This is a genomic window from Dactylosporangium aurantiacum (assembly GCF_000716715.1).
Lineage (GTDB): Bacteria > Actinomycetota > Actinomycetes > Mycobacteriales > Micromonosporaceae > Dactylosporangium > Dactylosporangium aurantiacum.
Genome location: NZ_JNYJ01000043.1, coordinates 185580 through 209509, shown reverse-complemented (window position 1 = coordinate 209509; position 23930 = coordinate 185580). Strand labels below are relative to the sequence as shown.

Here is a 23930-nt window from a genome sequence, read left to right as displayed (position 1 = left end):
TGTGGGCCGCCGCGTGCGGGCGTGCGCGTTCGCCGTCGTCAGGGCGAGCAGGACGCCTGGCCGTCGGCGATCCGGCTGATCCGCGTCAGGCGGGTGTGTCGTGGAACTCGTCGAGGAGGTCCTCGGGCTCCGGGCCGCGGGCCTCCCGGCGGGCCAGGTAGACGAAGCCGTACAGGGTCAGCGCGGCCAGCAGCCACCACTGCAGGACGTAGCCGGCGTTCTGCAGGGCGTTCTGCTTCTCCGGCGCGACGGCGGTCAGGCCCGGGGCCGGCTGGTCGGTGCTGACGTAGGCGTCGTAGACGGCGTAGGGCATCGCCGGGGCGATCGCCGACGGGGTGATCCGGCGGACCTCGAGGCGGCCGCCGACCTCCTTCGGGGGGCCGCCGCGGCTCTCGGACGGGCGCAGCCGGCCGAGCACGGTCTGCTCGCCGTCCGGGGCGGCCGGCACCGACGGCATCGCCAGGGCGCCGCCCTCGGCGGGGGCCACCCAGCCGCGGTCGACCAGGACCGCCGTGCCGTCGGCGAGGACCAGCGGGGTCAGCACCTCGAAGCCGACCCGGCCCTCCACGGTGCGGCCCCGCACCAGGATCTCCCGGGACGCGTCGAACCGGCCGGTGACCTGGACGCGCAGCCACTCGGTGTGACCGCCCGGCGCGGCGCCCACCGTGCCGGGGGTGCCGGCCGGGCGGGGCACCACCTCGGTGAGGGGGACCGGCGTGGCCGACGTGCCCGCGGTGATCCGGGCGTTGATGGAGGCCCGCTGGTGATAGCGGTCGAGCTGCCAGAAGCCCAGCAGCACCATGACGGTCGCCGCGGCGACGGTCAGCGCGGCGTAGCCGAGCCACCGGGGCGACGCGAGAAACCGGTACACAACCAAGCACGGTATCCGGTGCGTTCCGGACAGTTGCTGTGGCGCCCACCCGGTATCGTCCGGGACACACGTTTGCCCCCGCGCCAGAGGAGCATCATGAGCACGATCCCGAGGCTGGTGATCAGCGCGCCGTCCTCCGGTCACGGCAAGACCGCGATCTCCGTCGGCCTGCTGGCCGCGCTGTCGGCGCGGGGATACCGGGCCGCCGGGTTCAAGATCGGCCCTGACCACGTCGACGCCGCGTATCTCGGGCTGGCGGCGGGCCGGCCGGGGCGGAACCTCGACCCGCGCATGGTCGGCGCGAAGCGGATCGGTCCGCTGTTCGCGCACAGTGCCGGCTCGCTCGACATCGCCGTGGTCGAGGGCACGATGGGCCTGTTCGACGGGCTCGCCGGCCGCACCGACAGCGAGTCGACCGCGCAGATCTCCGGGCTGCTGCGCGCGCCCGTGGTCCTGGTCGTCGACGTCGGCGCCATGGGGCAGTCGGTGGCCGCGCTCGTGCACGGCTTCCGGGCGTACGACGAGCTGCTCTGGCTCGGCGGCGTCATCCTCAACCGGGTCGCCTCCTCCCGGCACGAGCAGCTGCTGCGGGAGGCTCTCGACGACATCGGCGTGCCCGTCCTGGGCGCCCTGCGCCGCCACGCGCTCACCGACATCGGCGACGCCGGCGCGCCGCTGCCGTCGCGGCACCACGGGGTCGCGCCCGTCGTGCACCACAACCTCGACGCGGTCCGGGCCGTGCGCCGCCTCGGCGAGGTCATCGCCGGCGCCGTCGACATCGACCGGGCGATGGCGCTGGCCCGCTCGGCGCCCAGGCTCACGTCCGAGCCGTGGAGCGCCGCGGAGGAGGTGGCCGCCGCCCGTGGGCCGGAGCCCGCGGTGACCCGTATCGGCCGCCGCCCGATCATCGGTGTCGCGTTCTCCTACCCGGAGACCGCCGAGCTGCTCACCGCCGCCGGTGCCGAGGTCGTGCCGTTCGACCCGCTGCGTGACGAGTTCCTGCCCGACGGTGTCGACGGGCTGGTCGTCGGCGGTGCCCTGCCGGAGTCGTACGCCGAGGAGCTCGGCTTCAACGGCCGCCTCCGCGCCGCCGTCGCCGCGCACGCCGCCGCCGGCAAGCCGATCGCCGCCGAGGGCACCGGCCTGGTGTGGCTCTGCCGCGACTTCAACGGCCGCCCCATGTGCGGCGTGGTGGACGCCTCCGCCCGCGAGACCGACCTCGTCGTGCTCGGCTACCGCGAGGCCACCGCCCGCAGCTCGTCGGTCCTGCTGCCCGTCGGCGCCCAGGTCGTCGGGCACAAGATGCACCGCACCACGATCAACCCGCGGGCCGGCCTGCAGGCGGCCTGGACCTGGGCCGGCGGCCCCGCCGAGGGCTTCGTCCACCGCGGGGTGCACGCTTCCTACCTGGGCCTGCACTGGGCCGGCACGCCGTCGATCGCGGCCCGCTTCGTGGCCGCCACGGGTGCCACGGCCACGCCGGTGCAGGGGCAGTGGACGACGCCCAGCACGTACCCGTACAACCGGCCGTCCGTCGTCACGCCGCAGCCCCCGGCCGGTGGCACCACCCTGCGGTTCCCGGCGGGCGCCCAGCCCGCGGCGACCAGCCTGACCAAGCCCGCCGCGGCGACCGGCCCGGCTGAGCCCGCCGCGGCGACCGGCCCGACCGAGCCTGCCGCGGCGACCGGCCTGACCGAGCCTGCCGCGGCGACCGGCCCGACCAGGCCCGCCGCGCCGGCCGCCAGTCCCGTGTCGGTCCCCGGGCCGGTCTCGGCGCCGGGCGGGTTCACCGCGGCCCCGGCCGGGTTCGTCTCGGCCCCGCGGGAGTTCGCGGCGCCGGACACGTACTCGCCGCCCGCCCCGGTCGTGGGCCCCGGCGCGGTGGCCCCGGTGTCGGCCCCGTCCACCACGTCACCCGCGCCGGTGTCGTCACCCGCCGTCCCCGCCTCCGGTCCCGCCGCCGCGCCCACCTCGGTGCCCGCCGCCGTGCCCGCCCAGGGCGGGGAGGCCGACGGGATCGCTTCGAGCCCGTTCGGGCCGACGAGCCGGGCCGGCGCCGCGCTGGTCTCCGCCGCGCAGACCTCCGGACCGGGCAGCCAGGCCGCCACGCAGGACGGCGACCCGCATGCCGGGTCCGACGACGCGGACGAGGCGGCCGGGGCTGCGCCGTCCAGCGCGACGGTTGGGGCGAGCGTTGGGGTGCCTTCCACCCCGAACGCGCCCGCGCCGGCCGCCGAGATGCCATCGTCTGGGGTTGTGCCGACGATCGTCTCCGCCCCGCCCGCGCCCGCCCAGCCGTCCGAGGTGCCGCCGCCCGCCGGCGCGCCGGTCTCCGGGGCCGGTGCCGCCGGGTCGCGGCCCGCCGAGGAGGCCGGGATGCCCCCGGTGTCGACGGCGCCCGGGCAGCAGTGGCCGGGCGCGCCCGCGACCTCGGCCGTGGTGCCGGTCTCGCCGGCGCCGTTGCCGACCGTCGCGGCGCCGGTGTCGGCCGCGCCGGCCGGGATGACGGTGATCGCCGCCGGCTCGGACCTGGTCGCGCCCGACGAGGCACCCACGGCGTACCTGCAGCTGCCGGCCCAGGGCCGGGACCCGATCGGGGTCGGTGACCAGAGCCCGGTGTCCGCCCCGCCCGCCCCGGATCCGGCCGGCGACACCCCGGCGCACCACCCCGCGCCCGGCGCCACCGGCCCCGCGGCGCAGGAGCACAGCCAGCGCGCGTCCCAGGACGACGGGCCGCCGACCTCCGGCCCGCCCGCCGGCGGCGCGACGGAGGCCGCCTAGTGTCGACCTGGTCGGTGGCGTTGCGCCGCTTCCCGTCGCTGTCGGTGCAGACCCCTCGCCTGTCGGTGCGGCCGCTGTGCGCGGACGACGACAAGCGGGTCGGTGAGATCTTCGCCGACCGGCTGGTGCGGCGGTGGCTGCCGATCGCGCAGGACGACAACAGCGAGTTCGACGGCTACGCGTGGTGCACGGAGCTGGCCGTCGAACGCCGCGACAGCGGCGCCGGCGACCACTACGGCATCGTGCGGCGGGAGGACGAGCGGCTCGTCGGCTGCCTCTGGACGAAGAACACCGACTGGCTGACCCGGTCGACGGAGATCGCGTACGCGGTGGCCGCCGACGCCCGCGGCTACGGTGTCGCGCCCGAGGCGGTCGACGTGCTGGCGCTGTCACTGCTGCTGGAGCACCGGTTCCAGCGCATCGAGCTGCGGGTCGCGCCCGGCAACGTGGCGTCGCGGCGGGTCGCGGAGAAGGCCGGGTTCACGTACGAGGGACTGCTGCGCAACGCCGGGTCGCTGCACAGCGGGCGGGTCGACCTGGAGAGCTGGTCCCTGGTGCCCGCCGACATCCGCTGACGCGGCGGACGCGGCAGGGACCGGACCTCAGCGGCGCTGCTTGAAGGCGCGCGGCTTGGCGTTCGCGCCGTAGGCGACGGTCATGCTCGGCGGTGTGAACTGCCGCACGGCGGTGCCGGCCAGGGCGTCGCGGAGCGTCTCGGCGACCGCCTCCCGGGGCTTGCCCGCGTTCGCCGGGCCGACCCGGTGCAGCGGGTTGTCGGGGTCGGCGATGAACCCGGCGACCGTCAGCCCGGGGGTCATCCCGACGAACCACGCGGCCCGGTTGTCGTCGGTCGTGCCGGACTTGCCGGCGACGGGGCGGCGCACGGTCGGGTACACCCGCGACGCGGTGCCGCCGCCGCCGCAGTCGCCGGTGGCCGCCTTGAACCCGGTGACGCAGCGGGCCGCGTCGACCGCGCCCCGGGCCACGTCCGGCGACAGCACCTGCTCGCAGCGCGGCGCGGCGACGGCCACCCCCTTCGCGTCGACGGCCTCCGCGCCGTCGGCCTGCCGGATGGACATGACGGGGATCGGCTCGCAGTGCCGGCCGTCGGCGGCGACGGTGGCGAAGGCGCCCGCCATCTCCAGAGGCGTGGTGTCGGCGACGCCGAGCGTGAAGGCGCCCCACGTTCTCGCCTTCGCCGGGGAGGCCTGCAGCTTGTCGATGCCGGTGCGCCAGTGCAGCCCGAGCCGCTCGGCCATGCGGACCGCCGACTCGGCGCCGACGCGCTGCTCGAGCTGGACGAAGAACGTGTTCACGGACTTGCCGAAGCCCGACCACATGGTCTGCCGGCCGGTCATCGAGCCGGAGGCGTTCGAGGGGCACCAGCTGTCCGCGCCGCAGCGGGCCGGGCTGTCGCGGCCGGTCTTGTACTTCGACACGAACGTCCGCGGCGAGTGGATCGCGGTGGACAGCGGCAGGCCCTGCTCCAGGGCGGCGAGCAGCGTGAACATCTTGAACGTCGACCCGGCCTGGTAGCCGGCCATGTCGCCGCCGCCGAGCAGCGGGTTGACCGTGTTCGGGTAGTTGCCGCGCAGCCGCTTGCGCTGGCGCGGGTCGGAGTGCGGGCCGTTGCTGGCCCGGTCGAGGGAGTAGGTCCGGTTCACGGCCATGGCGCGGATGAGGCCGGTCCCCGGCTCGATCGCGACCTGCCCCAGCGCGTACGGGCTGCGCGTCCGCTCCCGCTTCAGCACCTGCGCCTGGGCGATCTCCTGGACCCGTAGGTCGAGCGACGTGATCACGGTGTACCCGCCGCGGCGCAGCCGGTCGAGCCGCTCGTTTGGGCTGTCGCCGAGCCCCGGCTGGTCGCTCCACCAGGAGCGGAACATGCCGCAGAAGAAGCCCCAGCCGGGCCGGGCGGGCAGGCAGTCGTTCGGCGGCTCGCTGAGCCGCAACGCGATCGGGGTGGCCCGGGCGGCGGCCGCCGCGGCGGTGTCGAGGTAGCCGAGGTCGGCCATCCGGTCGATGACGTAGTCGCGCCGCTGGACGGCCGGCGCGGCGTCGCTGCCGGCCGGGTCGTACGACGACGGCGCCTGGACCAGCCCGGCGAGCAGCGCGGCCTCCGGGACGGTGAGGTCGGCGGGGCGCTTGGAGAAGTACACCTCCGCCGCGGCGAGGATGCCGTAGGCGCGGTGACCGAAGTAGGCGACGTTGAGGTACCGCTCCAGGATCTCGGGCTTGCCCATGTGCTTCTCGAGCTCGATGGCGAGCTTCATCTCCCGCAGCTTCCGGGCCCCGGTCTGCTCCGTCGCCTCGGACACCTCGGCCGGGGTGTCGGCGCTGTCGCGCAGCACGTTGCGCACGTACTGCATGGTGAGCGTCGACGCGCCCTGCGAGACGGTGCCGGCCTTCTGGTTCGCCACGAACGCCCGGGCGACGCCCTTGAAGTCCACGCCGTGGTGCTCCCAGAAGCGGGCGTCCTCGGCGGCCACGATGGCCCGCTGCATGTTGGGCGAGATCGTGTCGAGGGTCGTGTACGTGCGGTACTCCTCGTAGAACTGCGCGAGCAGGGTCGTGCCGTCGGCGGCGTACACGTGGCTGGTCTGCGCCGGCAGCGACGAGCGCAGCGCGCCGACCGGCATCGACAGCGCGTCGGTGCCGCGTTTCACACCCACGCCGGTGAGGGCCACCATCGGGTAGATCAGCGCGGCGACCGCGAGCCCGACGACGAGCCCGGTCCGGGCGAGGGTCAGCAGCCCACCGGCCACTCGCATGGTGCGCGCGATCACATCTCCAAGCTAGGACAATTCGCCTCCTCGTACGCGACGATCGCTGGATGCTGCGGTTCCACGGCGATGCCGAGGTCGCGCCGGGTCTGGTCGACCTGGCGGTCAACGTCCGACAGGAGCGGCCGCCGTCGTGGCTCACCGACCCGATCGCGGCCTCCCTGGCGGACCTCGCGCGGTACCCGGATCCGGCGGCGGCGACCGCGGCGATCGCCGCCCGGCACGGCCGGCCCGCCGAGGAGGTACTGCTGACCGCGGGCGCCGCGCAGGCGTTCACGCTGCTGGCCCAGGCGCTGCGGCCCCGGCACGCGGTGGTGGTGCACCCGCAGTTCACCGAGCCGGAGAGCGCGCTGCTCACCGCGGGGCACGCGGTGGACCGGCTGCTGCTGGACGCCGCCGACGGCTTCACGCTGCGGGACCCGCCGGACGCGGCGGACCTCGTCGTGGTCGGCAACCCGACCAACCCGACCTCGTGCCTGCACCCGGCGGCGCGGATCGCGTCCTGGGTGCGGCCCGGGCGGACGGTCGTCGTCGACGAGGCGTTCGCCGACACGGTCCCCGGCGAGCCGGAGACGCTGACCGGCAACCGCGACGTCGTCGTCATCCGCAGCCTGACCAAGACCTGGGGCCTCGCCGGGCTGCGCATCGGCTACGTGCTCGGCCCGGCCGGCCTGATCGCCGAGCTGCGGCGGCACGCGCCCCTGTGGAGCGTCTCCACCCCGGCGCTCGCCGCCGCGACGGCGTGCGCGTCGCCGCTGGCCGTACAGACGGAGCGGACCATCGCCGAGGGGCTCACCGCCGACCGGGAGCACCTCGTCGCGGCGCTGCGGGCGGCGGGCGTCGAGGTCGCCGGCCGGCCGCGCAGCTCGTTCCTGCTGATCAGGGTCGCCGGCGGCACCCGGGTCCGGGAAGCGCTGCGGGCCCGCGGTTTCGCGGTGCGACGTGGCGAAACGTTCCCGGGACTGGGCCCGGACTGGTTACGTATTGCGGTGCGGGACACTGCCACGAGTGACGCGTTCGTCGCGGTGTTGTCGGACGTACTGGGAGGATGACGATGCTCGACAGGACACTTGCAGGGACACTCGCGGCGATCCGGCCGCTCGACGACGAGGCGATCGCGGCGGCCAGGGCCCTGCAGGCCAGGCTGACGAAGCCGCCGGGCTCCCTCGGCGTGCTGGAGATTCTCGCGGTACGGCTCGCGGGCCTGGCCGGCACGTGCCCGCCACCCGTCCCGGAGCCCGCCGCGCTGGCGATCTTCGCCGGTGACCACGGCGTGCACGCGCAGGGCGTGACCCCCTGGCCGCAGGAGGTCACCGCGCAGATGGTGGCCAACTTCCTGGCCGGCGGGGCGGTCGTCAACGCGTTCGCCCGGCAGTGCGGCGCCGGTGTGACCGTCGTCGACGTCGGCGTGAAGAGCCCGCTCGACCCCGCCGAGGGCCTCGAGCTGCGCAAGGTCCGCGCCGGCACCCGCGACCTCAGCGTCGAGCCGGCGATGACCCGTGAGGAGGCGCTGCAGGCCATCGAGGTCGGTATCGACATCGCCCAGCAGCTCGTCGACGGCGGCGCGAAGATCCTGCTCACCGGCGACATGGGCATCGCCAACACGACGCCGTCGGCGGCGTTGATCGCGGCGTTCACGCACGCTGACCCGGCGTCGGTGACCGGACTCGGCACCGGCATCGACAGCGAGACCCACGCCCGGAAGGTGGCGGTCGTCACATCAGCGGTCGTCGGGCTGCACGCCGAGGACCCGGTCGACGTGCTCGCCGCGGTCGGCGGGCTGGAGCACGCCGCGCTCGTCGGCTACATCCTGCGGGCCGCGGCGCTGCGCGTCCCCGTGCTCATCGACGGGGTCATCGCCGCGTCCGCCGCGCTCGCCGCGGCCGCGCTCGCGCCCGCCTGCACCGCCGCCATGGTGGCCGGGCACCGGTCGGCCGAGCCCGGCGCGAGCGTGGCGCTCGGCTATCTTGAGCTGGAGCCGCTCGTCGACCTGGGCCTGCGCCTGGGCGAGGGCACCGGCGCCGTCCTGGCGCTGCCGATCGTGGCCAGTGCTGTCCGCGTGTTGCACGAGGTTGCCACTTTCGACTCAGCTGGAGTTGCCCACAAGTGAACCCATACCCCCTCGGTCTGGTGCTCAACGGTTTGCGTGTCCTGGTGGTCGGCGGCGGTGCCGTGGCCACCAGGCGCGTTCCGGCGCTGCTCGACGCCGCCGCGGACGTCGTGCTCGTGTCCCCCCACATCACCCCCGCCCTGCGGGCCCACGTCGACGCCGGCCGGATCACCTGGCACGCCCGGCGCTTCGAACCGGCCGACATCGAGGACGCGTGGCTGGTCCACGTGGCGGTCAGCGACCCCACCGCGGCCGCCGCGATCAGCGAGCTCGCCGCGGCCCGCCGGGTCTTCTGCGTCCGCGCCGACGACCGCCACGCCGCCACCGCCTGGACCCCGGCGGTGACCCGGCAGGGCCCGGTGACCGTCGCCGTGCTCGGCGGCGGCGACCCGGCCCGCGCCGTCGCCGTCCGCGACGCGATCGGCGATCGGCTCGCAGCCGGCGCGATCGTGGCCGCGACCCCGCCCGAGGCCGCCCCAGTGGACGGGGTGGGCCGGGTGGCGCTGGTCGGCTCCGGCCCCGGTGACCCGGAGCTGCTCACCGTCCGTGGCCGCCGGCTGCTCGCCGCCGCCGACGTGGTCGTCATCGACCGGCTCGCCGCCGGGCTGCTGCTGGACGAGCTGCGCCCCGAGGTCGAGCTGTTCGACGCCTCGAAGATCCCCTACGGCCCGTCGGCCGCCCAGGAGGAGATCAACCGGGTGCTGGTCGACCGGGCCCGGCAGGGCAAGTTCGTGGTCCGCCTCAAGGGCGGCGACCCGTACGTCTTCGGCCGGGGCGGCGAGGAGCTCCTGGCCTGCGCGGCGGCCGGGGTACCCGTGACGGTCGTGCCCGGCATCAGCAGCTCGATCGCGGTCCCCGCCGCGGCCGGCGTGCCGATCACGCACCGTGGCCTGGCCCACGAGTTCACCGTCGTGTCCGGGCACCTGTCCCCGTCGCACCCCGAGTCGCTGGTCGACTGGGCGGCCCTGGCCCGGCTGCGGGGCACCCTGAGCATCCTGATGGGGCTGAAGAACCTCCCGGCGATCGCCGCGGTCCTGCAGGAGCACGGCCGGGCGCCGGACACCCCCGTCGCCGTCATCCAGGAGGGCACCACCCGCGACCAGCGGGTCGTGCGCGCGCAGCTGTCCACGGTCGCCGACGCGGTGAAGGAGGCGGCGCTGCGCCCGCCGGCCGTCATCGTGGTCGGCCCGGTCGTCGACGCCCTCCAGGCGCCCTGACAGCGCCGTAGGACGCACGACACGCGAAAGGGGCGCCCTCCCCAGGAGGGCGCCCCTTTCGTCCGGCTCAGGACCGGTCGAGCTCCAGCGCGCAGCGGATCAGCCCGAGGTGCGAGTACGCCTGCGGGTGGTTGCCCAGGGCGCGCTCGGTCAGCGGGTCGTACTCCTCCGGCAGCAGGCCCGTCGGGCCGGCGCACTCGATGAACTGGGCGAACAGCTCCTCGGCGTCGGCCCGGCGACCGGTGCGCAGGTACGCCTCGATCATCCAGGTCGTGCACAGGTGGAAGCCGCCCTCGACGCCGGCCAGGCCGTCGTCCCAGCGGTACCGGTACACCGTGGGGCCTTCGCGCAGGTCGGCCTCGACGGCCAGGACCGTGGCGAGGAACCGCGGGTCGTCGTCGGCGAGCAGCCCGGACAGGCCGATCCACAGCACCGACGCGTCCATCTCGTCGTAGCCGTAGGCGACCGTGTACGCGCCGAGCTTCTCGTCCCAGCCCTTGTCCAGCACGTTCTCCGCGATCGTGTCGCGCAGCGGCCGCCACGTCTCCGGCACCGGCCGGCCGGCCCGCTCGAAGAGCTGGATGCCCCGGTCGACGGTCATCCAGCACATGACCTTCGAGTAGACGTAGTGCCGGGGCCGCCGGCGGGCCTCCCAGATGCCGTGGTCGGGCTCGTGCCAGCGCCGCTCGACGGCCTCGACCATCGCCTCCATGAGGGCGAAGTCGCCGTCCGCCGGCGGGCGCAGCTCGGCCAGGGTGGTCACCAGGTCGGCGACCGGGCCGAACACGTCGAGCTGCACCTGGCCGTTGGCCGCGTTGCCGACCCGCACCGGGCGGGAGCCCGCGTAGCCGGGCAGCGCCTCGATGACCGCCTCCGGGCCCAGCTCGGTGCCGTCCAGCGTGTACAGCGGGTGCAGCCGCTCCGGGTGGCCGTCGGTGTTGTCGGCGACCTTCAGCGTCCAGCGCAGCAGCGACTCGGCCTCCTCGGTGGATCCGAGGTCGACCAGGGCCTTGGCGGTCAGCGACGCGTCGCGCAGCCAGCAGTACCGGTAGTCCCAGTTGCGGGAGCCGCCGATCTCCTCCGGCAGCGACGACGTCGCCGCGGCCAGGATCGCCCCGGTCGGCTTGTGCCACAGGCCACGCAGCGTGAGCGCGCTGCGCCGGACCAGGTCGCGGGCGACGGAGGGCAGCTTCAGCGCGTCGGACCAGTCCCGCCAGGCGGCCTCCGCGGCGACCTGCCGCTGCTCGACGTCGTCCACCGGCGGGTCGATCGAGTCGGTGCCCAGCCGCAGCTCCAGCATCGCGGTGCCGCCGGTGGCGTTGAGGTCGACCGTCGCGCGCGCCAGGTCGCTGTGGCCGTCGGAGGTGATCTCCCAGCTGATGCCGGGGGAGTAGAGCACCATCGGCTCGTTGGAGCCGAGCACCAGCAGGCCCTCGTCACCGAGCGGCTGCAGGCGGATGTGCACCTGGCCGAAGTCTGGCCGCGGCACGAAGTCGATCCGGGCCCGGGAGCTGCCCGACAGCACCCGGATCAGCGAGTTGCCGCTGGGGTGGTGGTCGAGCCAGTCCGTGACCGTCAGCCCCGACCAGCGGGTCTCCACGGTCATCGTGCCCGGCCGGTACCGCTGCCCGAGCGGGATGCCGCCGCGCTCCGGCTGGACCGTGAAGTGGCCCGCCGCGGTGTCGCCGAGCAGGTCGGCGAAGACCGCGCCGGAGTCCGGCTTCGGGTGGCACAGCCAGGTGACCCGGGCGGCGGGCGTGAGCAGCGCCACGGTGTGCGTGTTGGACAGCATCGAGTGCCGCTCGATCGGCACCGCCTGCTCACCGAAGAGCCAGCGCCGCCGGGTGTGCAGCAGCAGCTCCAGCACGCCGACGGCGACCTCGGCGTCGGCGATGCTGAAGCGGGCCTGCGTCTCGCCGGCGCCGACCTTGATGCCCAGGTCGGGCCCGTGCAGGTGGGCGAAGGCCTTCTCGTCGGTCGCGTCGTCGCCGAGGTAGACGATGGCGCTGGCCGACACCTGCATTCGCAGGGCGTCGACGGCCAGGCCCTTGTCGGTCGGCACGACCGACAGCTCGATGACCTCCTTGCCGGTGGTCACCTCGATGTCGGGCCACAGCGCCGCACCGCTGCGGACCGCGTCGAAGACCCGGGCCGCGACGTCGCGGGGGGCCGCGCGGGTGTGCACCGCGACGCTGCCGGGTTTCGCCTCCAGGCGCACCCCCGGCTGGTCGCGGCAGATCGCGGTGAGCGCCGCGTGCAGCTCGGCGCGCCGCTGCTGGCGCTCCGGCGGCAGCTCGTCGACGTACCCGACGTCGAACTCGGAGCCGTGGCTGCCGACGAGCCGCACCTCGGCGGGGAGGCGCGACAGGGCGGCCAGGTCGCGCAGCGCGCGACCCGAGATCACCCCGACGGTCGTCTGCGGCAACGAGGACAACGCGCGGACGGCTGCCACGGATTCTGGGCTAGGGGTCGCCTTGGTGGGATCGGCGACGATCGGCGCGAGGGTGCCGTCGTAGTCACATGCCACCAGGAGGTTCGGCACGCGGGCGACGCGCAGCACCGCCGCGCGGAGGTCCGGGTCGAGCGAGAGGACGCTGCCTGTCGCCGAGTGTTGGTTCATGTCCGGCCTGTTCGTGGGAGCGATGGAGGTCGTTTGAGCGGTTGACGTGCACACGGCGGTGCAAGGGCGGGCGTGTGTCGGCCAAGATGTCGGTCACGATGCTGCGCCGAGAGCGTCGAGAAACGCGTCCGCCCAGGCGCGGACATCGTGTGAGCGCAGGTGGGAATGCATAGCATGCATCCGTTTGCGCCCTTCGACCGGGTCGACGTGGATCGCGCGCATGAGCGCGTCCTTCACCCCGTCGAGGTCGTGCGGATTGCACAGGAACGCCTGACGCAGCTCGGCCGCCGCGCCGGCGAACTCCGACAGCACGAGGGCGCCACCGTTGTCGGCGCGGGCGCCGACGTACTCCTTGGCCACCAGATTCATGCCGTCCCTCAGCGGAGTCACCATCATGACGTCGGCCGCGACGTACAACGCGGCCAACTCAGCCCGACTGTACGACTGATGGAGGTAGTGCACGGCCGGTTGGCCAACTCGTCCGTACTCCCCATTGATCCGCCCGACCTCACGTTCAACGTTCACCCGCAGTGTCTGGTAGTGCTCCACCCGCTCCCGACTCGGCGTAGCCACTTGTACCATCACCGTCTCCGGCGCCGTGAGTCGTCCATCCGACAACAATTCGCGGAATGCCTTGAGTCTGCGCTCGATCCCCTTGGTGTAGTCGAGCCGGTCCACGCCGAGGATGATGGTCTTCGGCTCACCCAGCTCGGTCCTGATCGCCTTGGCCCTGGCCTGCACTTCCGGTGAGGCGGCGAGCCGCTCCATCTCCTCGACGTCGATCGAGATCGGGAAGGCCTCGGCCCGCACCGTGCGGCCCTCCCACTCCACGACGCCGCGCCGCACGCGGGTGCCCAGCAGATGTCGGGACAGTTGGACGAAGTTCTGCGCGCCGAGTGGCCGTTGGAAACCAACCAGATCGGCACCGAGCAGACCCTTGAGAAGTTCCGCCCGGCGGGGTAGTTGCATGAACAGTTCGACCGGGGGAAATGGAATATGCAGAAAAAACCCGATCTTGAGATCGGGTCGGGTCTCGCGCAACAGGGCCGGCACGAGTTGCAGCTGGTAGTCCTGGATCCACACGGTCGCGCCGGGTGCGGCGTCATCGGCGACCGCCTTGGTGAACCGCTCGTTGACCAGCCGGTACGACTCCCACCATCGTCGCTTGAAGATGGGCGTCTCCACGGCGTCGTGGTAGAGCGGCCACAGGCTGGAGTTGGAGAAGCCCTCGTAATACCGCTCGACCTCACCCGCGCTGAGCGCCACCGGGTGCAGCTTCACCCCGCCGGCCTCGAACGTCTCCTCCGGAAGCTGTGAGTCGCCGACGCCGCCCGACCAGCCGACCCAGGTGCCGTTGCGCTGCTGGAGCACCGGCTCGAGCGCGGTGACCAGGCCTCCTGGACTCCTGCGGAAGCTGACCTCGCCGTCCGGCCCGACAACCTTGTCGACCGGCAGCCGGTTGGCGACCACCACGAATGCACTGTCTCCAGCCACGTGTCGTGTCCTCCCCCTGGGTGATCCACCCTCGTACTTTCAGCCTACTGATCCCCGTAGGTGCCCGGCAGCATGCAGCGTGCTGGCTCACAGGTGCGATCCTGCTGGGCATGTCCTCGCACGATGCCTACGCCGAGCCCGAGCGGGGCCGGACGCTCACCGTCGTCCTGCTCGCGTTACTGATCCTGACCGTCATCGGTGCTTTGTTCGGGTTCGTGCTGGGCCGCCGGGACATCGATGACCCTAAGTCGAAAGCGGGTAACGGACAGTCTCCACGACCCGTCAGTTCCGTGACGAGCCAGGGTGCCTCCAAGCCGGCCGGCGAGCCGTGCGCGGACTTCATCCAGGCCGCCGTCAAGGCCCGCGACGGCAAGGCCGCCCTGCCGCTGTCCCTGCAGCTCTACATCCGCACCGACCGGCGTGAGGTCTGGATCTGCCGGGAGGCCGACGGTGGCAAGCTCTGGTACCAGGGGCACGAGAAGCGCAAGAGCTTCTCCGGTGTCGCCGGGTCCGGCGAGACGCCGGTCGAGGGCGACAACGGGCTGCTGCTGGACAGCGTGACCTTCTCCGGCAGCTCGGGCACGGACAAGTACACCGCGACCAACAAGGGCACCACCTATACCGTCGCCCGGGACAAGCTCACGGTCAGCGGCAACCAGAACTACTCCGACGACGTGCGGGAGTCCCTGCCCAGGAAGTGACGCCCGATTTGGGGACGGGCCCGGGGCCTGGAAAGATTGGCCCGACGCGAACACAGGCTTACCGGAGGTAGGGGCGCACCGTGGCTCAGTACATCTACGTGCTCGAGAAGGCGCGCAAGGCGCACGGCGACAAGGTCGTGCTCGACAATGTCACGCTGTCGTTCCTGCCCGGCGCGAAGATCGGTGTGGTCGGCCCCAACGGCGCCGGCAAGTCGAGCCTGCTCAAGATCATGGCCGGGCTCGACAAGCCGAGCAACGGTGAGGCCCGGCTCATGCCCGGCTACACCGTCGGCATGCTGCTGCAGGAGCCGCCGCTCAACGAGAGCAAGACCGTCCTGGGCAACATCGAGGAGGCGGTCGCCGAGACCAAGGCGAAGCTCGCCCGGTTCAACGAGGTCGCCGAGCTCATGGCGACCGAGTACACCGACGAGCTCATGGAGGAGATGGGCCGGCTGCAGGAGGAGCTCGACCACGCCGACGCGTGGGACATCGACTCCGCCCTCGCCCTGGCCATGGACGCGCTGCGCTGCCCGCCGCCGGACGCCGACGTGACCACCCTCTCCGGCGGCGAGCGCCGCCGCGTCGCGCTGTGCAAGCTGCTGCTCGAGGCGCCCGACCTGCTGCTGCTGGACGAGCCCACCAACCACCTCGACGCGGAGAGCGTCAACTGGCTGGAGCAGCACCTGCAGAAGTACGCGGGGGCCGTGCTCGCCGTCACCCACGACCGCTACTTCCTCGACCACGTCGCCGAGTGGATCGCCGAGGTCGACCGCGGCCAGGTCCACGGCTACCAGGGCAACTACTCCACCTACCTGGAGAAGAAGGCGCAGCGGCTCGCGGTCGCCGGCCGCAAGGACCAGAAGCTGCAGAAGCGCCTCACCGAGGAGCTGGAGTGGGTCCGCTCCAACGCCAAGGCCCGCCAGACCAAGTCCAAGGCCCGCCTCGAGCGCTACGAGGAGATGGCCAACGAGGCGGAGAAGACCCGCAAGCTGGACTTCGAGGAGATCCAGATCCCGCCGGGCCCGCGCCTGGGCAACATGGTCATCGAGGCCAAGGACCTGGTGAAGGGCTTCGACGAGCGCGGCGTGCTGATCGACGGGCTGTCGTTCTCGCTGCCGCGCAACGGCATCGTCGGCATCATCGGCCCCAACGGCGTCGGCAAGACCACGCTGTTCAAGACCATCGTCGGCCTGGAGCAGCCCGACGCCGGCACGGTCCGCGTCGGCGAGACGGTCAAGCTGTCCTACGTGGACCAGAGCCGCTCCGGCCTGGACGGCGACAAGACGGTCTGGGAGGTCGTCTCCGACGGCCTGGACCACCTCATGGTCGGCAAGGTCGAGATGCCGTCCCGGGCGTATGTCGCGGCGTTCGGCTTCAAGGGCCCCGACCAGCAGAAGCCGACGAAGGTGCTGTCGGGCGGCGAGCGCAACCGGCTCAACCTGGCGCTCACGCTGAAGATCGGCGGCAACGTGCTGCTGCTCGACGAGCCGACCAACGACCTCGACGTCGAGACGCTGTCCTCGCTGGAGAACGCGCTGCTGGAGTTCCCGGGCTGCGCCGTGGTCATCTCCCACGACCGCATGTTCCTGGACCGGGTCGCCACCCACATCCTCGCCTGGGAGGGCGACGAGAAGGACCCGGCGAAGTGGTTCTGGTTCGAGGGCAACTTCGAGTCCTACGAGAAGAACAAGGTCGACCGCCTGGGCCAGGAGGCGGCGCGGCCGCACAGCGTCACCTACCGCAAGCTCACGCGCGACTGAGGTGGCCCGCTTCGTCTACCACTGCGCCCTGCGCTGGTCCGACCTGGACGCCTATGGGCACGTCAACAACGCGCGCTTCCTCACTCTGTACGAGGAGGCGCGCGTGGCATTGATGTTCACCGCGGCGAGGAACGCCGGGCTCAGCACGTTCGAGGACGGGATCGTCATCTCACGGCACGAGATCGACTATCTGCGGCCGGTGGACTACGGCGACCCCGTGCGCATCGAGCTGTGGCTGGAGGAGATCAAGGCGAGTCGATTGACCGTCGCCTACGAGCTCTTCGACGGCGACGTGGTCGCCTCCCGCGCGCGGACCGTCTGCGTGCCCTTCGACCTGGCCGCCGGCCGGCCGCGCCGGGTGAAGGACGTCGAGCGGGAGTTCCTGTCCCCGTGGCTTGGCTGAACGGGGCCGGTGTCGAGGACGCCCGGGCCTTCCTGGCCCGGGCGGTGCGCCTGGACGAGGGTGCGGTGGTCCGGCTGCGGCCCGCCGGTGACGACCGGGTCACGCTCTGGTCGCGCCTGCCGTGGGGGGTCCTGGTGAGCCGCGGCGTCCCCGGCCGCGTCGACGGCGATCACACCGTCCTGGCCCGGGAGCTGCTGACGTCCCTCGATGGCGATCTTCCCACCCTGCGGGACGACCAGTGGCGGTGGTCCATCCCGGGTGACCCGGGGACCGTCGTGGAGCGGATCCCGGCGGCCGACATCCGGCGCGTCGGGGCCGCCGCCGCGGACACCTTGCGCACCGCCGCGGCGGAGGGTGTCGGGGGTCGCGCGGTCGGTTCGAGAGTGCTCCGCGACGCGTTGCTGGACCACGTGCCGATCATCGTGACGACCGCCGCCGGAGATCGCGTGGAGATTGCGCAACGGCTCGTGCAGGCGGTCGTGCGAATGGGGTTCCTGATAAGCGAACGTGCAGGTGCACGAGACTTTGTCGATGTTCGGAAATCGGGTCCATGGACGGCTCTGGCCTGCGCATATGGCTCTGCCTGGCATCGTGCTGCCAAGACTCTCCTCATCGGATAGACGGTGGTAAGACCCTCACCCGAACGGGTGGGGCGAGGGTGAAATTGGGGGCTGCTGAAACTCGTCCGAACGGGTACCGTCCTCTTTCGGGTCCACCGCCGAGCGAAATCGTTCGGCGACGGACCGCAATTGCGGGTGGAGGCCACGGGGGAGCTAGGGAGCGCGGGAACATGCCAAAGTGGCCATGGCGTGCCGGGCAGACGGACGGGTCGCAGACCGAGACGACCGTCGCGCAGCTGGCACGGGAGGAGCCGATTCCGGTGACCGACGCGGTGCGCGACGTGAGCCCGGACGTGGGCGCGGGTGTGATCGCACCGGTGACGCTGCAGCGGGTCGCGGAAGCCCTCGAGCAGCTCGAGATTCGATACCTGACCGATGGGGATGGCAGCCTTCTCGCGCTGTGGGAGCGCCACGCTGTGCTGTTCGCCCTCGAAGGACCGTCGGACGAGATCCTCGTCGTCCGCGCCCGGCCGCACGCCACCGTGCCGCCGGACTGGGCCGACCGCTCCTACCGGGTGGTCAACGAGTGGAACCACACTCGCCGCTTCTACAAGGCCTATGTCGGTGACCCCACCGACCGCGGCCAGCTGCCGATCTACGCCGAGATGCAGGTGCCGCTGCTGTCCGGCGCCCACCCCGAGCTCATCGCCGAGCTCGTCGACTGCGCGGCCGTTGTCGCGATGGGCTTCGTCGACTGGCTGCACGACGAGGGCGCGCTGCTCTGACGGACTGTATGCCCCGCCTTATCCGGACAAGTCCGGCAACGGCGGGGCACCGTACCGGCGGCGCTTCGAGGTGATCGGCGGGCATGGGACGATAGAGCTCTGATCCCCGCCATCATGGAGAACGGACGCCTGTGCCACCGACGAACGACCCCGGCGCGAACCGTCCCGGTGCCACCGTGCCGGACCGGATCCGCAACTTCTGCATCATCGCGCACATCGACCACGGCAAGTCGACGCTGGCCGACAGGATGTTGCAGCTCACCGAGGTGGTCGACGCGCGGCAGATGCGGGCGCAGTATCTCGACCGCATGGACATCGAGCGCGAGCGCGGCATCACGATCAAGAGCCAGGCCGTGCGCATGCCGTGGTCCGTCCGCGAGGGCGACCTGGCCGGCGAGCAGTTCGTGCTCAACATGATCGACACCCCGGGCCACGTGGACTTCACCTATGAGGTCTCCCGCAGCCTGGCCGCCTGCGAGGGCGCCGTGCTGCTCGTCGACGCGGCGCAGGGCATCGAGGCGCAGACCCTCGCGAACCTGTACCTCGCGCTCGAGAACGACATGACGATCATCCCGGTGCTCAACAAGATCGACCTGCCGGCCGCGCAGCCCGAGAAGTACGCCGAGGAGCTCGCCCACCTCATCGGCTGTGACCCCGACGACTGCCTGCGCGTGTCGGGCAAGACCGGCGTCGGCGTGGCGCACCTGCTCGACGAGATCGTGCGCCAGCTGCCCACCCCGGGCGCCGGCAGCGGCGACGGCACGGCCCGCGCGATGATCTTCGACTCGGTCTATGACGTGTACCGCGGCGTCGTCACCTACGTCCGCGTCGTCGACGGCCGCCTCGGCGCCCGCGACCGGATCAGGATGATGTCCACCGGCGCCGTGCACGAGCTGCTGGAGATCGGCGTCATCTCGCCCGAGCCGATCAAGAGCGACGGCCTGGGCGCCGGTGAGGTCGGCTACCTCATCACCGGCGTGAAGGACGTGCGCCAGTCCCGGGTCGGTGACACGGTCACCATCAACGCCAAACCGGCGACCGAGCCGCTCGGCGGCTACAAGGACCCGAAGCCGATGGTCTACTCGGGCCTGTACCCGATCGACGGCTCGGACTACCCGCTGCTGCGCGACGCCCTGGACAAGCTCAAGCTCAACGACGCCGCCCTGGTGTACGAGCCGGAGACCAGCGCCGCGCTCGGCTTCGGCTTCCGCTGCGGCTTCCTCGGCCTGCTGCACCTGGAGATCATCCAGGAGCGCCTGGAGCGCGAGTTCAACCTCGACCTGATCTCCACCGCGCCCAACGTGGTCTACCGGGTGATCATGGAGGACGGCAAGGAGCACGCGGTCACCAACCCCAGCGAGTTCCCCGACGGCAAGAGCAGCAACATCTTCGAGCCGACGGTCCGGGCCACCGTGCTGACCCCCAACGACTTCGTCGGCGCCGTCATGGAGCTGTGCCAGGGCCGCCGCGGCTCCCTGCAGGGCATGGACTACCTGTCCGCCGACCGCGTCGAGCTGCGTTACACGCTGCCCCTGGGTGAGATCATCTACGACTTCTTCGACCAGCTGAAGAGCCGCACCAAGGGCTACGCGAGCCTGGACTACGAGCCCAGCGGCGAGCAGCAGGCCGACCTGGTCAAGGTCGACATCCTGCTGCACGGCGAGCCCGTTGACGCCTTCAGCTCCATCGTGCACAAGGACAAGGCGTACAACTACGGCGTCACGATCGCATCCAAGCTGCAGAAGCTCATCCCGCGCCAGCAGTTCGAGGTGCCGATCCAGGCCGCCATCGGCAGCCGCATCATCGCCCGCGAGACGATCCGCGCCATCCGCAAGGACGTCCTGGCCAAGTGCTACGGCGGTGACATCAGCCGCAAGCGGAAGCTGCTGGAGAAGCAGAAGGAAGGCAAGAAGCGGATGAAGATGGTCGGCCGCGTCGAGGTGCCGCAGGAGGCGTTCATCGCCGCGCTGTCGACGTCGGACGCCCCCACCGCGGACAAGCCGAAGAAGTGAGGCACTGCCCCCGCTGCGGGGCGTCCACGGACGCCCCGCCGGTGGAGTGCCCTGCCTGCGGTTATGCCGCCTACGTCAACCCGCGCCCCACCGGCACCCCGATCATCTTCGACGGCGACCGCTTCCTGGTCATCCGCCGCGCCCGCCCACCCCAGGAGGGCTGGTGGGACCTGCCCGGCGGCTTCTGCGACGGCTGGGAGCACCCGTCGGCCGCCGCCGTCCGGGAGGCCCGCGAGGAGCTCGGGGTCGAGATCCGGCTCGGCGCCTTCGTCGGTATGTGGATCGGGACGTACCACTTCCAGGATGAGCTGCTGCCGGTGCTGGACTGCTTCTGGCTCGCCACGATCGCCCCCGACGCCGTCATCACCCTCGATCCCGAGGAGGCCACCGAGCTGGCCTGGGTGCCACTGTCCGATCCGCCACCCCTCGCGTTCGCCACCATGGAGTCGGCGATACGCGAAGTTCGTCGATCGTCGGGGCGTTTGGCCCCCTGACGTCACGGGCAATAGGAGCGCAACCGCAACTGCAAGACCCCCTGGTTGAGGCTCTGAAGGAGGACACCGTGACTGTCACCGGAATCATCACGGCACTGATCGTCGGTCTGATCGTCGGTGCGCTCGGGCGGCTGGTCGTTCCCGGCCGTCAGAACATCCCGATCTGGCTGACCATGGTGATCGGCGTGGTCGCCGCCCTGCTCGGCACCGTCATCGCCAACGCCATCGGCATCTCCACCGACACCCCCGGTGTCGACTGGGGCGAGCTGCTGATCCAGGTCCTGCTCGCCGCCGTCGGCGTGGCCCTGGTGGTCGGCGTGGCCGGTCGCGGTCGTCGCAGCACCCTGTAACACCACACAGCGTCAGGCCCCCAGCCCCCCGGTCTGGGGGCCTCGCTGTGTCCGGCGCCGGGCCCGGAGGCGCCCGGACGGCGAAGAGGTCGTGACCCCTGCTGCGGGGGCACGACCTCTTCGGCGGTCTGGTGCGGGGGAAGCTAGCGGAGCCAGGGGATGGAGCGGTCGAGCAGGCCGCGCGTCTTGAGCTCCTTGCGCAGCGGGATCTCCTCGTCGATGTAGCCGTTCCAGTTGATGCCCCAGTAGTTGGCCGTGTGCGTGGCCTCGCCCAGCAGCTGGCGCTGGACGGGGGTGCGGTTGGCCCACCACTCGCTGTCGTAGTCGATCGGCATGTCGTCGAGGTTGCGGATCCACCGGTACGTGTAGCCGATGAACAGCATCTTGCGGGTGATGTCGGAGTAGTTCGGCGACCGGGAGTGCCAGAGGCGCCGGTCGAAGATGAAGCAGTCACCCGGGTTGGCCGTGATCTCCACGGTGCCCTCGGGGTCAGGGTTCTCGATCGTCGTGTCGGCCGGGCGGGGCAGCGAGTTCCACAGGTGGCTGCCCGGGATGACCTTGGTGGCGCCCCGGCCCTTCTCGGACAGGTCCGAGATCACGTAGGCGATCTTCAGCGAGAACATCGGCCGCGGCAGGTTGGGGTCCATGGTCTCCGGGTCGGAGTTCTGCCGGTACCCGTCCTGGTGCCAGCCCCACGAGGGGGCCTCCGTCGCCGCCGCGGGCGGGGTGACGTCGAGGTGGTTGTGGTGCGTGTAGATGTTCCAGCCGGCCAGACCCCACATGTACGGGAAGAGGGTCGGCTGGGTCAGCAGGTGCCCGAACAGTTCGTCGCGGGTGAGGAAGCCCAGCAGGTGCAGCGTGCCGTCCTTCTTCATGCTGCTGGAGCCGGCCGCCTGCTCCTCGGCGTAGACCCGGTCCATCGCCGCTTCGAGCTGCGCTCGGTGGTCTTCCTTCAGAACGTTGCGGACCAGCAGGAAGCCCTGATCCAGGAACTCCTTGCGGTCGGCCTCGCTGATCGGCTCATAGCCGGTCAGACCGCCGTAGTCGGGTGCAGCGGACGTCATGTCCTCCCCTTACTTTCGTCAACCAGGGAACGACCGATGGTAACGCGAGGTGTACATGGAACCGACTCGGGAGTTGGCTGCCGGACAGCGCGCAAAAGTCATCCGAACGGCCGACAACCTGCGCGTCGTGCGCACCGTCCAGGCTCTCAGTACACCTCGGCGACGACCTGCTGAGCGGCGGTGCCGCCACGCTGCGTGACCCGGGTCCAGCCGCCGCTCTTCGCGGTCCACTCCATGTCGTTGAAGACGACCCGCTTGACGCCGTGGTCCTGGGCGTGCGCGACCATCCAGTGCGCATACTGCCAGCCGGTCTTCTGCTCGCGGACCTTCAGCGCCACGCCGACCAGGTCGGTGACGTCGGCGGTGCGCACGTCGCCCCAGTCGAGCTTGACGCTGGCGCCGAGGGTCTTCGCGGCCTCGGCACCGTGGCTGCTCGCCTCGGTGACGGTGCAGGCGACCGCCCCGGTGGCCTCGCCGCTCAGGGCGCGGGCCATGATCTCCGACTCGTCGACCCACTTCTCGTACGCCTCGGGGTGGGCGCTGCGCTGGACCTCCTGCGCGGCGTCGGTGACCCGCATCTTCTGCCAGTTCTTGACCTTCAGCAGGGCGGTGTAGAAGGCGTTCGCCGCGAAGCGGGGGTCCGCGATCTGCTCCGGCGTGCCCCAGCCCTGGCTGGGCCGCTGCTGGAACAGGCCGATCGAGTCGCGGTCGCCGCCGCTGAGGTTCTCCAGCTTCGACTCCTGCCAGGCGGTGGCGAGGGCGACGACCAGGCCGCGCTGCGGCACGCCCCGGCGCAGGCCGACGGCGGTGATGGTGGCGGCGTTGGCCACCTGCTCCGCGTCGAGCGGGACGGCGGTGCCGGCGCCGGCGGAGGCGCCGGAGCTGTTGACGTTGGCGGGGGCGTCGCCGGTGTTGATGACGCAGGCCCGGCCCGGCGGCAGCAGCTGCGGCAGGTGGTCACCGATCCGCTGGACGAGCACGTAGACGCCGACGGCCGCGACGACGACGAGCGTCGCCAGGACCGCCAGCACGTGTCGTGTACGCATCGTCACCTCCCGACCTGAGAACTCGACCAGCGTACGTCCCGCCCGCCACTGCCCTCCCGTGTTCCACACGCGGTGGAGGCGAGTCCGGCCGTTCAGCTGACGCCGTCAGGGATCCAGTTTGGTCGTCTTTTGTCCCGGAATGACATGATTCCCTCGATTCCCTCCGCGGAACCGAAGTACGACACCGACAGCTCCGTCATGGCCGCCAGCTCGTCACTGAACGTGTCGGCTTTCCGTCGGCGGAGCAGTTCCTTGGTGCCGCGCAGGGCGCCGGGCGCACCGCGGACCAGCGACGCGACGAACGACGCGACGGCCGCGTCGACCTCGTCGGCCGGCACGGCGGCCGTGACGAGGCCGATCTCGCGGGCCCGGGCACCGTCGAAGACGTCGCCGGTCAGGAACAGCTCGGCGGCGGCCCGCGGGGACAGCCGCGGCAGCACGGTGGCGGAGATCACCGCCGGGATCACGCCGATGCGCACCTCGGAGAACGCGAACGTCGCGTCGAGGGAGCAGACCGCGATGTCGGCGGCGGCGACGAGCCCCAGGCCCCCGGCGCGCGCCGGGCCGGTCAGCCGCGCGACGACCGGTTTCGGGCTCTCCCAGATCGCGGTCAGCACCTCGCCGAGCCGGTTGATCGGCGGCCGGCCCGACCCGAACGCGGCCGCGGTCTCCTTCAGGTCCGCCCCGGAGCAGAACACCGGGCCGGTGTGGGTGAGGACCACGACCCGCACCGAGACGTCGGCGTCGGCGGCCGCCAGGGCCGCGAGCAGCTCCTCGATCAGGGCCGTCGACAGCGCGTTGCGGTTGGTCGGGCTGTCGAGCGTGACGGTGGCCACGCCCTGTGCCGTCTGTGACCGTACGAGTGGCATGCGGGCACAC

At 72.1% G+C, this 23930-nt stretch carries 20 protein-coding genes; 13 read left to right on the top strand and 7 right to left on the bottom strand.

Going from position 1 to position 23930, the window contains the following annotated elements:
- Nucleotides 1-85: 85 nt before the first annotated feature.
- On the bottom strand, nt 86-871 hold the full coding sequence (locus tag OP18_RS38630; RefSeq protein WP_156090087.1) for an SURF1 family cytochrome oxidase biogenesis protein: 786 nt from the start codon (nt 869-871) through the stop codon (nt 86-88).
- Nucleotides 872-967: 96 nt separating this feature from the next.
- On the opposite strand from OP18_RS38630, the gene OP18_RS61205 reads away from it, so the two are divergent.
- Together OP18_RS61205 and OP18_RS38620 are read left to right on the top strand one after the other, a co-directional pair.
- The gene (locus tag OP18_RS61205) at nt 968-3652 is read left to right on the top strand and encodes a cobyrinic acid a,c-diamide synthase CobB (RefSeq protein ID WP_063745705.1); all 2685 of its coding nucleotides are present in this window, start codon (nt 968-970) and stop codon (nt 3650-3652) included.
- Nucleotides 3652-4227 carry a GNAT family N-acetyltransferase gene (locus OP18_RS38620; protein WP_033364098.1) on the top strand — a complete coding sequence of 192 codons (576 nt, stop codon included), beginning with the start codon at nt 3652-3654 and terminating at the stop codon, nt 4225-4227. Before OP18_RS61205 ends, OP18_RS38620 begins: the two co-directional genes overlap by 1 nt.
- 27 nt (nt 4228-4254) lie before the next feature.
- Here OP18_RS38620 and OP18_RS38615 read toward each other — a convergent pair whose 3' ends face one another.
- Entirely contained in the window at nt 4255-6438 is a 2184-nt protein-coding gene (locus OP18_RS38615; RefSeq protein WP_425388687.1) for a transglycosylase domain-containing protein, read from the bottom strand.
- Between the two features lie 47 nt (nt 6439-6485).
- Between OP18_RS38615 and cobC the strand changes: the two genes are divergently transcribed.
- From cobC to cobA, 3 genes are read left to right on the top strand one after another with little or no spacing between them, the layout of a single operon-like run.
- A complete protein-coding gene (gene cobC, locus OP18_RS38610) occupies nt 6486-7487 on the top strand; it encodes an Rv2231c family histidinol phosphate aminotransferase CobC (RefSeq protein ID WP_033364097.1) in 1002 nt (333 codons plus the stop codon).
- A gap of 2 nt (nt 7488-7489) precedes the next feature.
- Nucleotides 7490-8545, top strand: coding sequence for a nicotinate-nucleotide--dimethylbenzimidazole phosphoribosyltransferase (cobT, locus tag OP18_RS38605; protein ID WP_033364096.1), 1056 nt, complete (start codon nt 7490-7492; stop codon nt 8543-8545).
- Entirely contained in the window at nt 8542-9762 is a 1221-nt protein-coding gene (gene cobA / locus OP18_RS38600; RefSeq protein ID WP_033364095.1) for a uroporphyrinogen-III C-methyltransferase, read from the top strand. Before cobT ends, cobA begins: the two co-directional genes overlap by 4 nt.
- Nucleotides 9763-9829: 67 nt before the next feature.
- Here the strand turns inward: cobA and otsB are convergent, their stop codons facing one another.
- Together otsB and OP18_RS38590 are read right to left on the bottom strand one after the other, a co-directional pair.
- Entirely contained in the window at nt 9830-12382 is a 2553-nt protein-coding gene (gene otsB, locus OP18_RS38595; RefSeq protein WP_033364094.1) for a trehalose-phosphatase, read from the bottom strand.
- A gap of 93 nt (nt 12383-12475) precedes the next feature.
- Nucleotides 12476-13876: an alpha,alpha-trehalose-phosphate synthase (UDP-forming) gene (locus OP18_RS38590; RefSeq protein ID WP_033364093.1), complete on the bottom strand. Its 1401-nt coding sequence runs from the start codon at nt 13874-13876 to the stop codon at nt 12476-12478.
- A gap of 110 nt (nt 13877-13986) precedes the next feature.
- Between OP18_RS38590 and OP18_RS38585 the strand changes: the two genes are divergently transcribed.
- The 8 genes from OP18_RS38585 to OP18_RS38550 all read left to right on the top strand — a co-directional run bounded on the left by OP18_RS38585 (nt 13987) and on the right by OP18_RS38550 (nt 20941).
- Nucleotides 13987-14577, top strand: a complete 591-nt coding sequence (locus OP18_RS38585) for a hypothetical protein (protein WP_156090086.1) — start codon at nt 13987-13989, stop codon at nt 14575-14577.
- An 80-nt stretch (nt 14578-14657) separates the two neighbouring features.
- The gene (gene ettA / locus OP18_RS38580) at nt 14658-16337 is read left to right on the top strand and encodes an energy-dependent translational throttle protein EttA (protein ID WP_033364091.1); all 1680 of its coding nucleotides are present in this window, start codon (nt 14658-14660) and stop codon (nt 16335-16337) included.
- Between the two features lies 1 nt (nt 16338).
- Nucleotides 16339-16740, top strand: coding sequence for an acyl-CoA thioesterase (locus OP18_RS38575; protein WP_033364090.1), 402 nt, complete (start codon nt 16339-16341; stop codon nt 16738-16740).
- Complete coding sequence (locus OP18_RS38570) at nt 16728-17360, top strand: DUF8185 domain-containing protein (RefSeq protein ID WP_033364089.1); 633 nt, start codon at nt 16728-16730, stop codon at nt 17358-17360. The genes OP18_RS38575 and OP18_RS38570 overlap by 13 nt, the downstream gene beginning before the upstream one ends.
- A 170-nt stretch (nt 17361-17530) precedes the next feature.
- Nucleotides 17531-18085, top strand: a complete 555-nt coding sequence (locus tag OP18_RS38565) for a type III secretion system chaperone family protein (protein WP_033364088.1) — start codon at nt 17531-17533, stop codon at nt 18083-18085.
- Between the two features lie 131 nt (nt 18086-18216).
- Complete coding sequence (gene lepA, locus OP18_RS38560) at nt 18217-20097, top strand: translation elongation factor 4 (RefSeq protein ID WP_033364087.1); 1881 nt, start codon at nt 18217-18219, stop codon at nt 20095-20097.
- 41 nt (nt 20098-20138) lie between these two features.
- Nucleotides 20139-20591, top strand: coding sequence for an NUDIX domain-containing protein (locus tag OP18_RS38555; RefSeq protein ID WP_052387960.1), 453 nt, complete (start codon nt 20139-20141; stop codon nt 20589-20591).
- A gap of 68 nt (nt 20592-20659) precedes the next feature.
- Nucleotides 20660-20941 (top strand): GlsB/YeaQ/YmgE family stress response membrane protein, encoded by a 282-nt coding sequence (locus tag OP18_RS38550; RefSeq protein WP_033364086.1) that lies wholly within the window; start codon nt 20660-20662, stop codon nt 20939-20941.
- Nucleotides 20942-21084: 143 nt separating this feature from the next.
- On the opposite strand, the gene OP18_RS38545 is transcribed toward OP18_RS38550, so the two are convergent.
- The 3 genes from OP18_RS38545 to OP18_RS38535 form a co-directional block, all read right to left on the bottom strand.
- Nucleotides 21085-22005, bottom strand: coding sequence for a phytanoyl-CoA dioxygenase family protein (locus OP18_RS38545; RefSeq protein WP_033364085.1), 921 nt, complete (start codon nt 22003-22005; stop codon nt 21085-21087).
- A gap of 146 nt (nt 22006-22151) precedes the next feature.
- Nucleotides 22152-23051 (bottom strand): VldE C-terminal domain-containing protein, encoded by a 900-nt coding sequence (locus tag OP18_RS38540; protein ID WP_033364167.1) that lies wholly within the window; start codon nt 23049-23051, stop codon nt 22152-22154.
- A 92-nt stretch (nt 23052-23143) separates the two neighbouring features.
- Nucleotides 23144-23920 (bottom strand): enoyl-CoA hydratase-related protein, encoded by a 777-nt coding sequence (locus tag OP18_RS38535; protein WP_033364084.1) that lies wholly within the window; start codon nt 23918-23920, stop codon nt 23144-23146.
- Between the last annotated feature and the right edge of the window lie 10 nt (nt 23921-23930).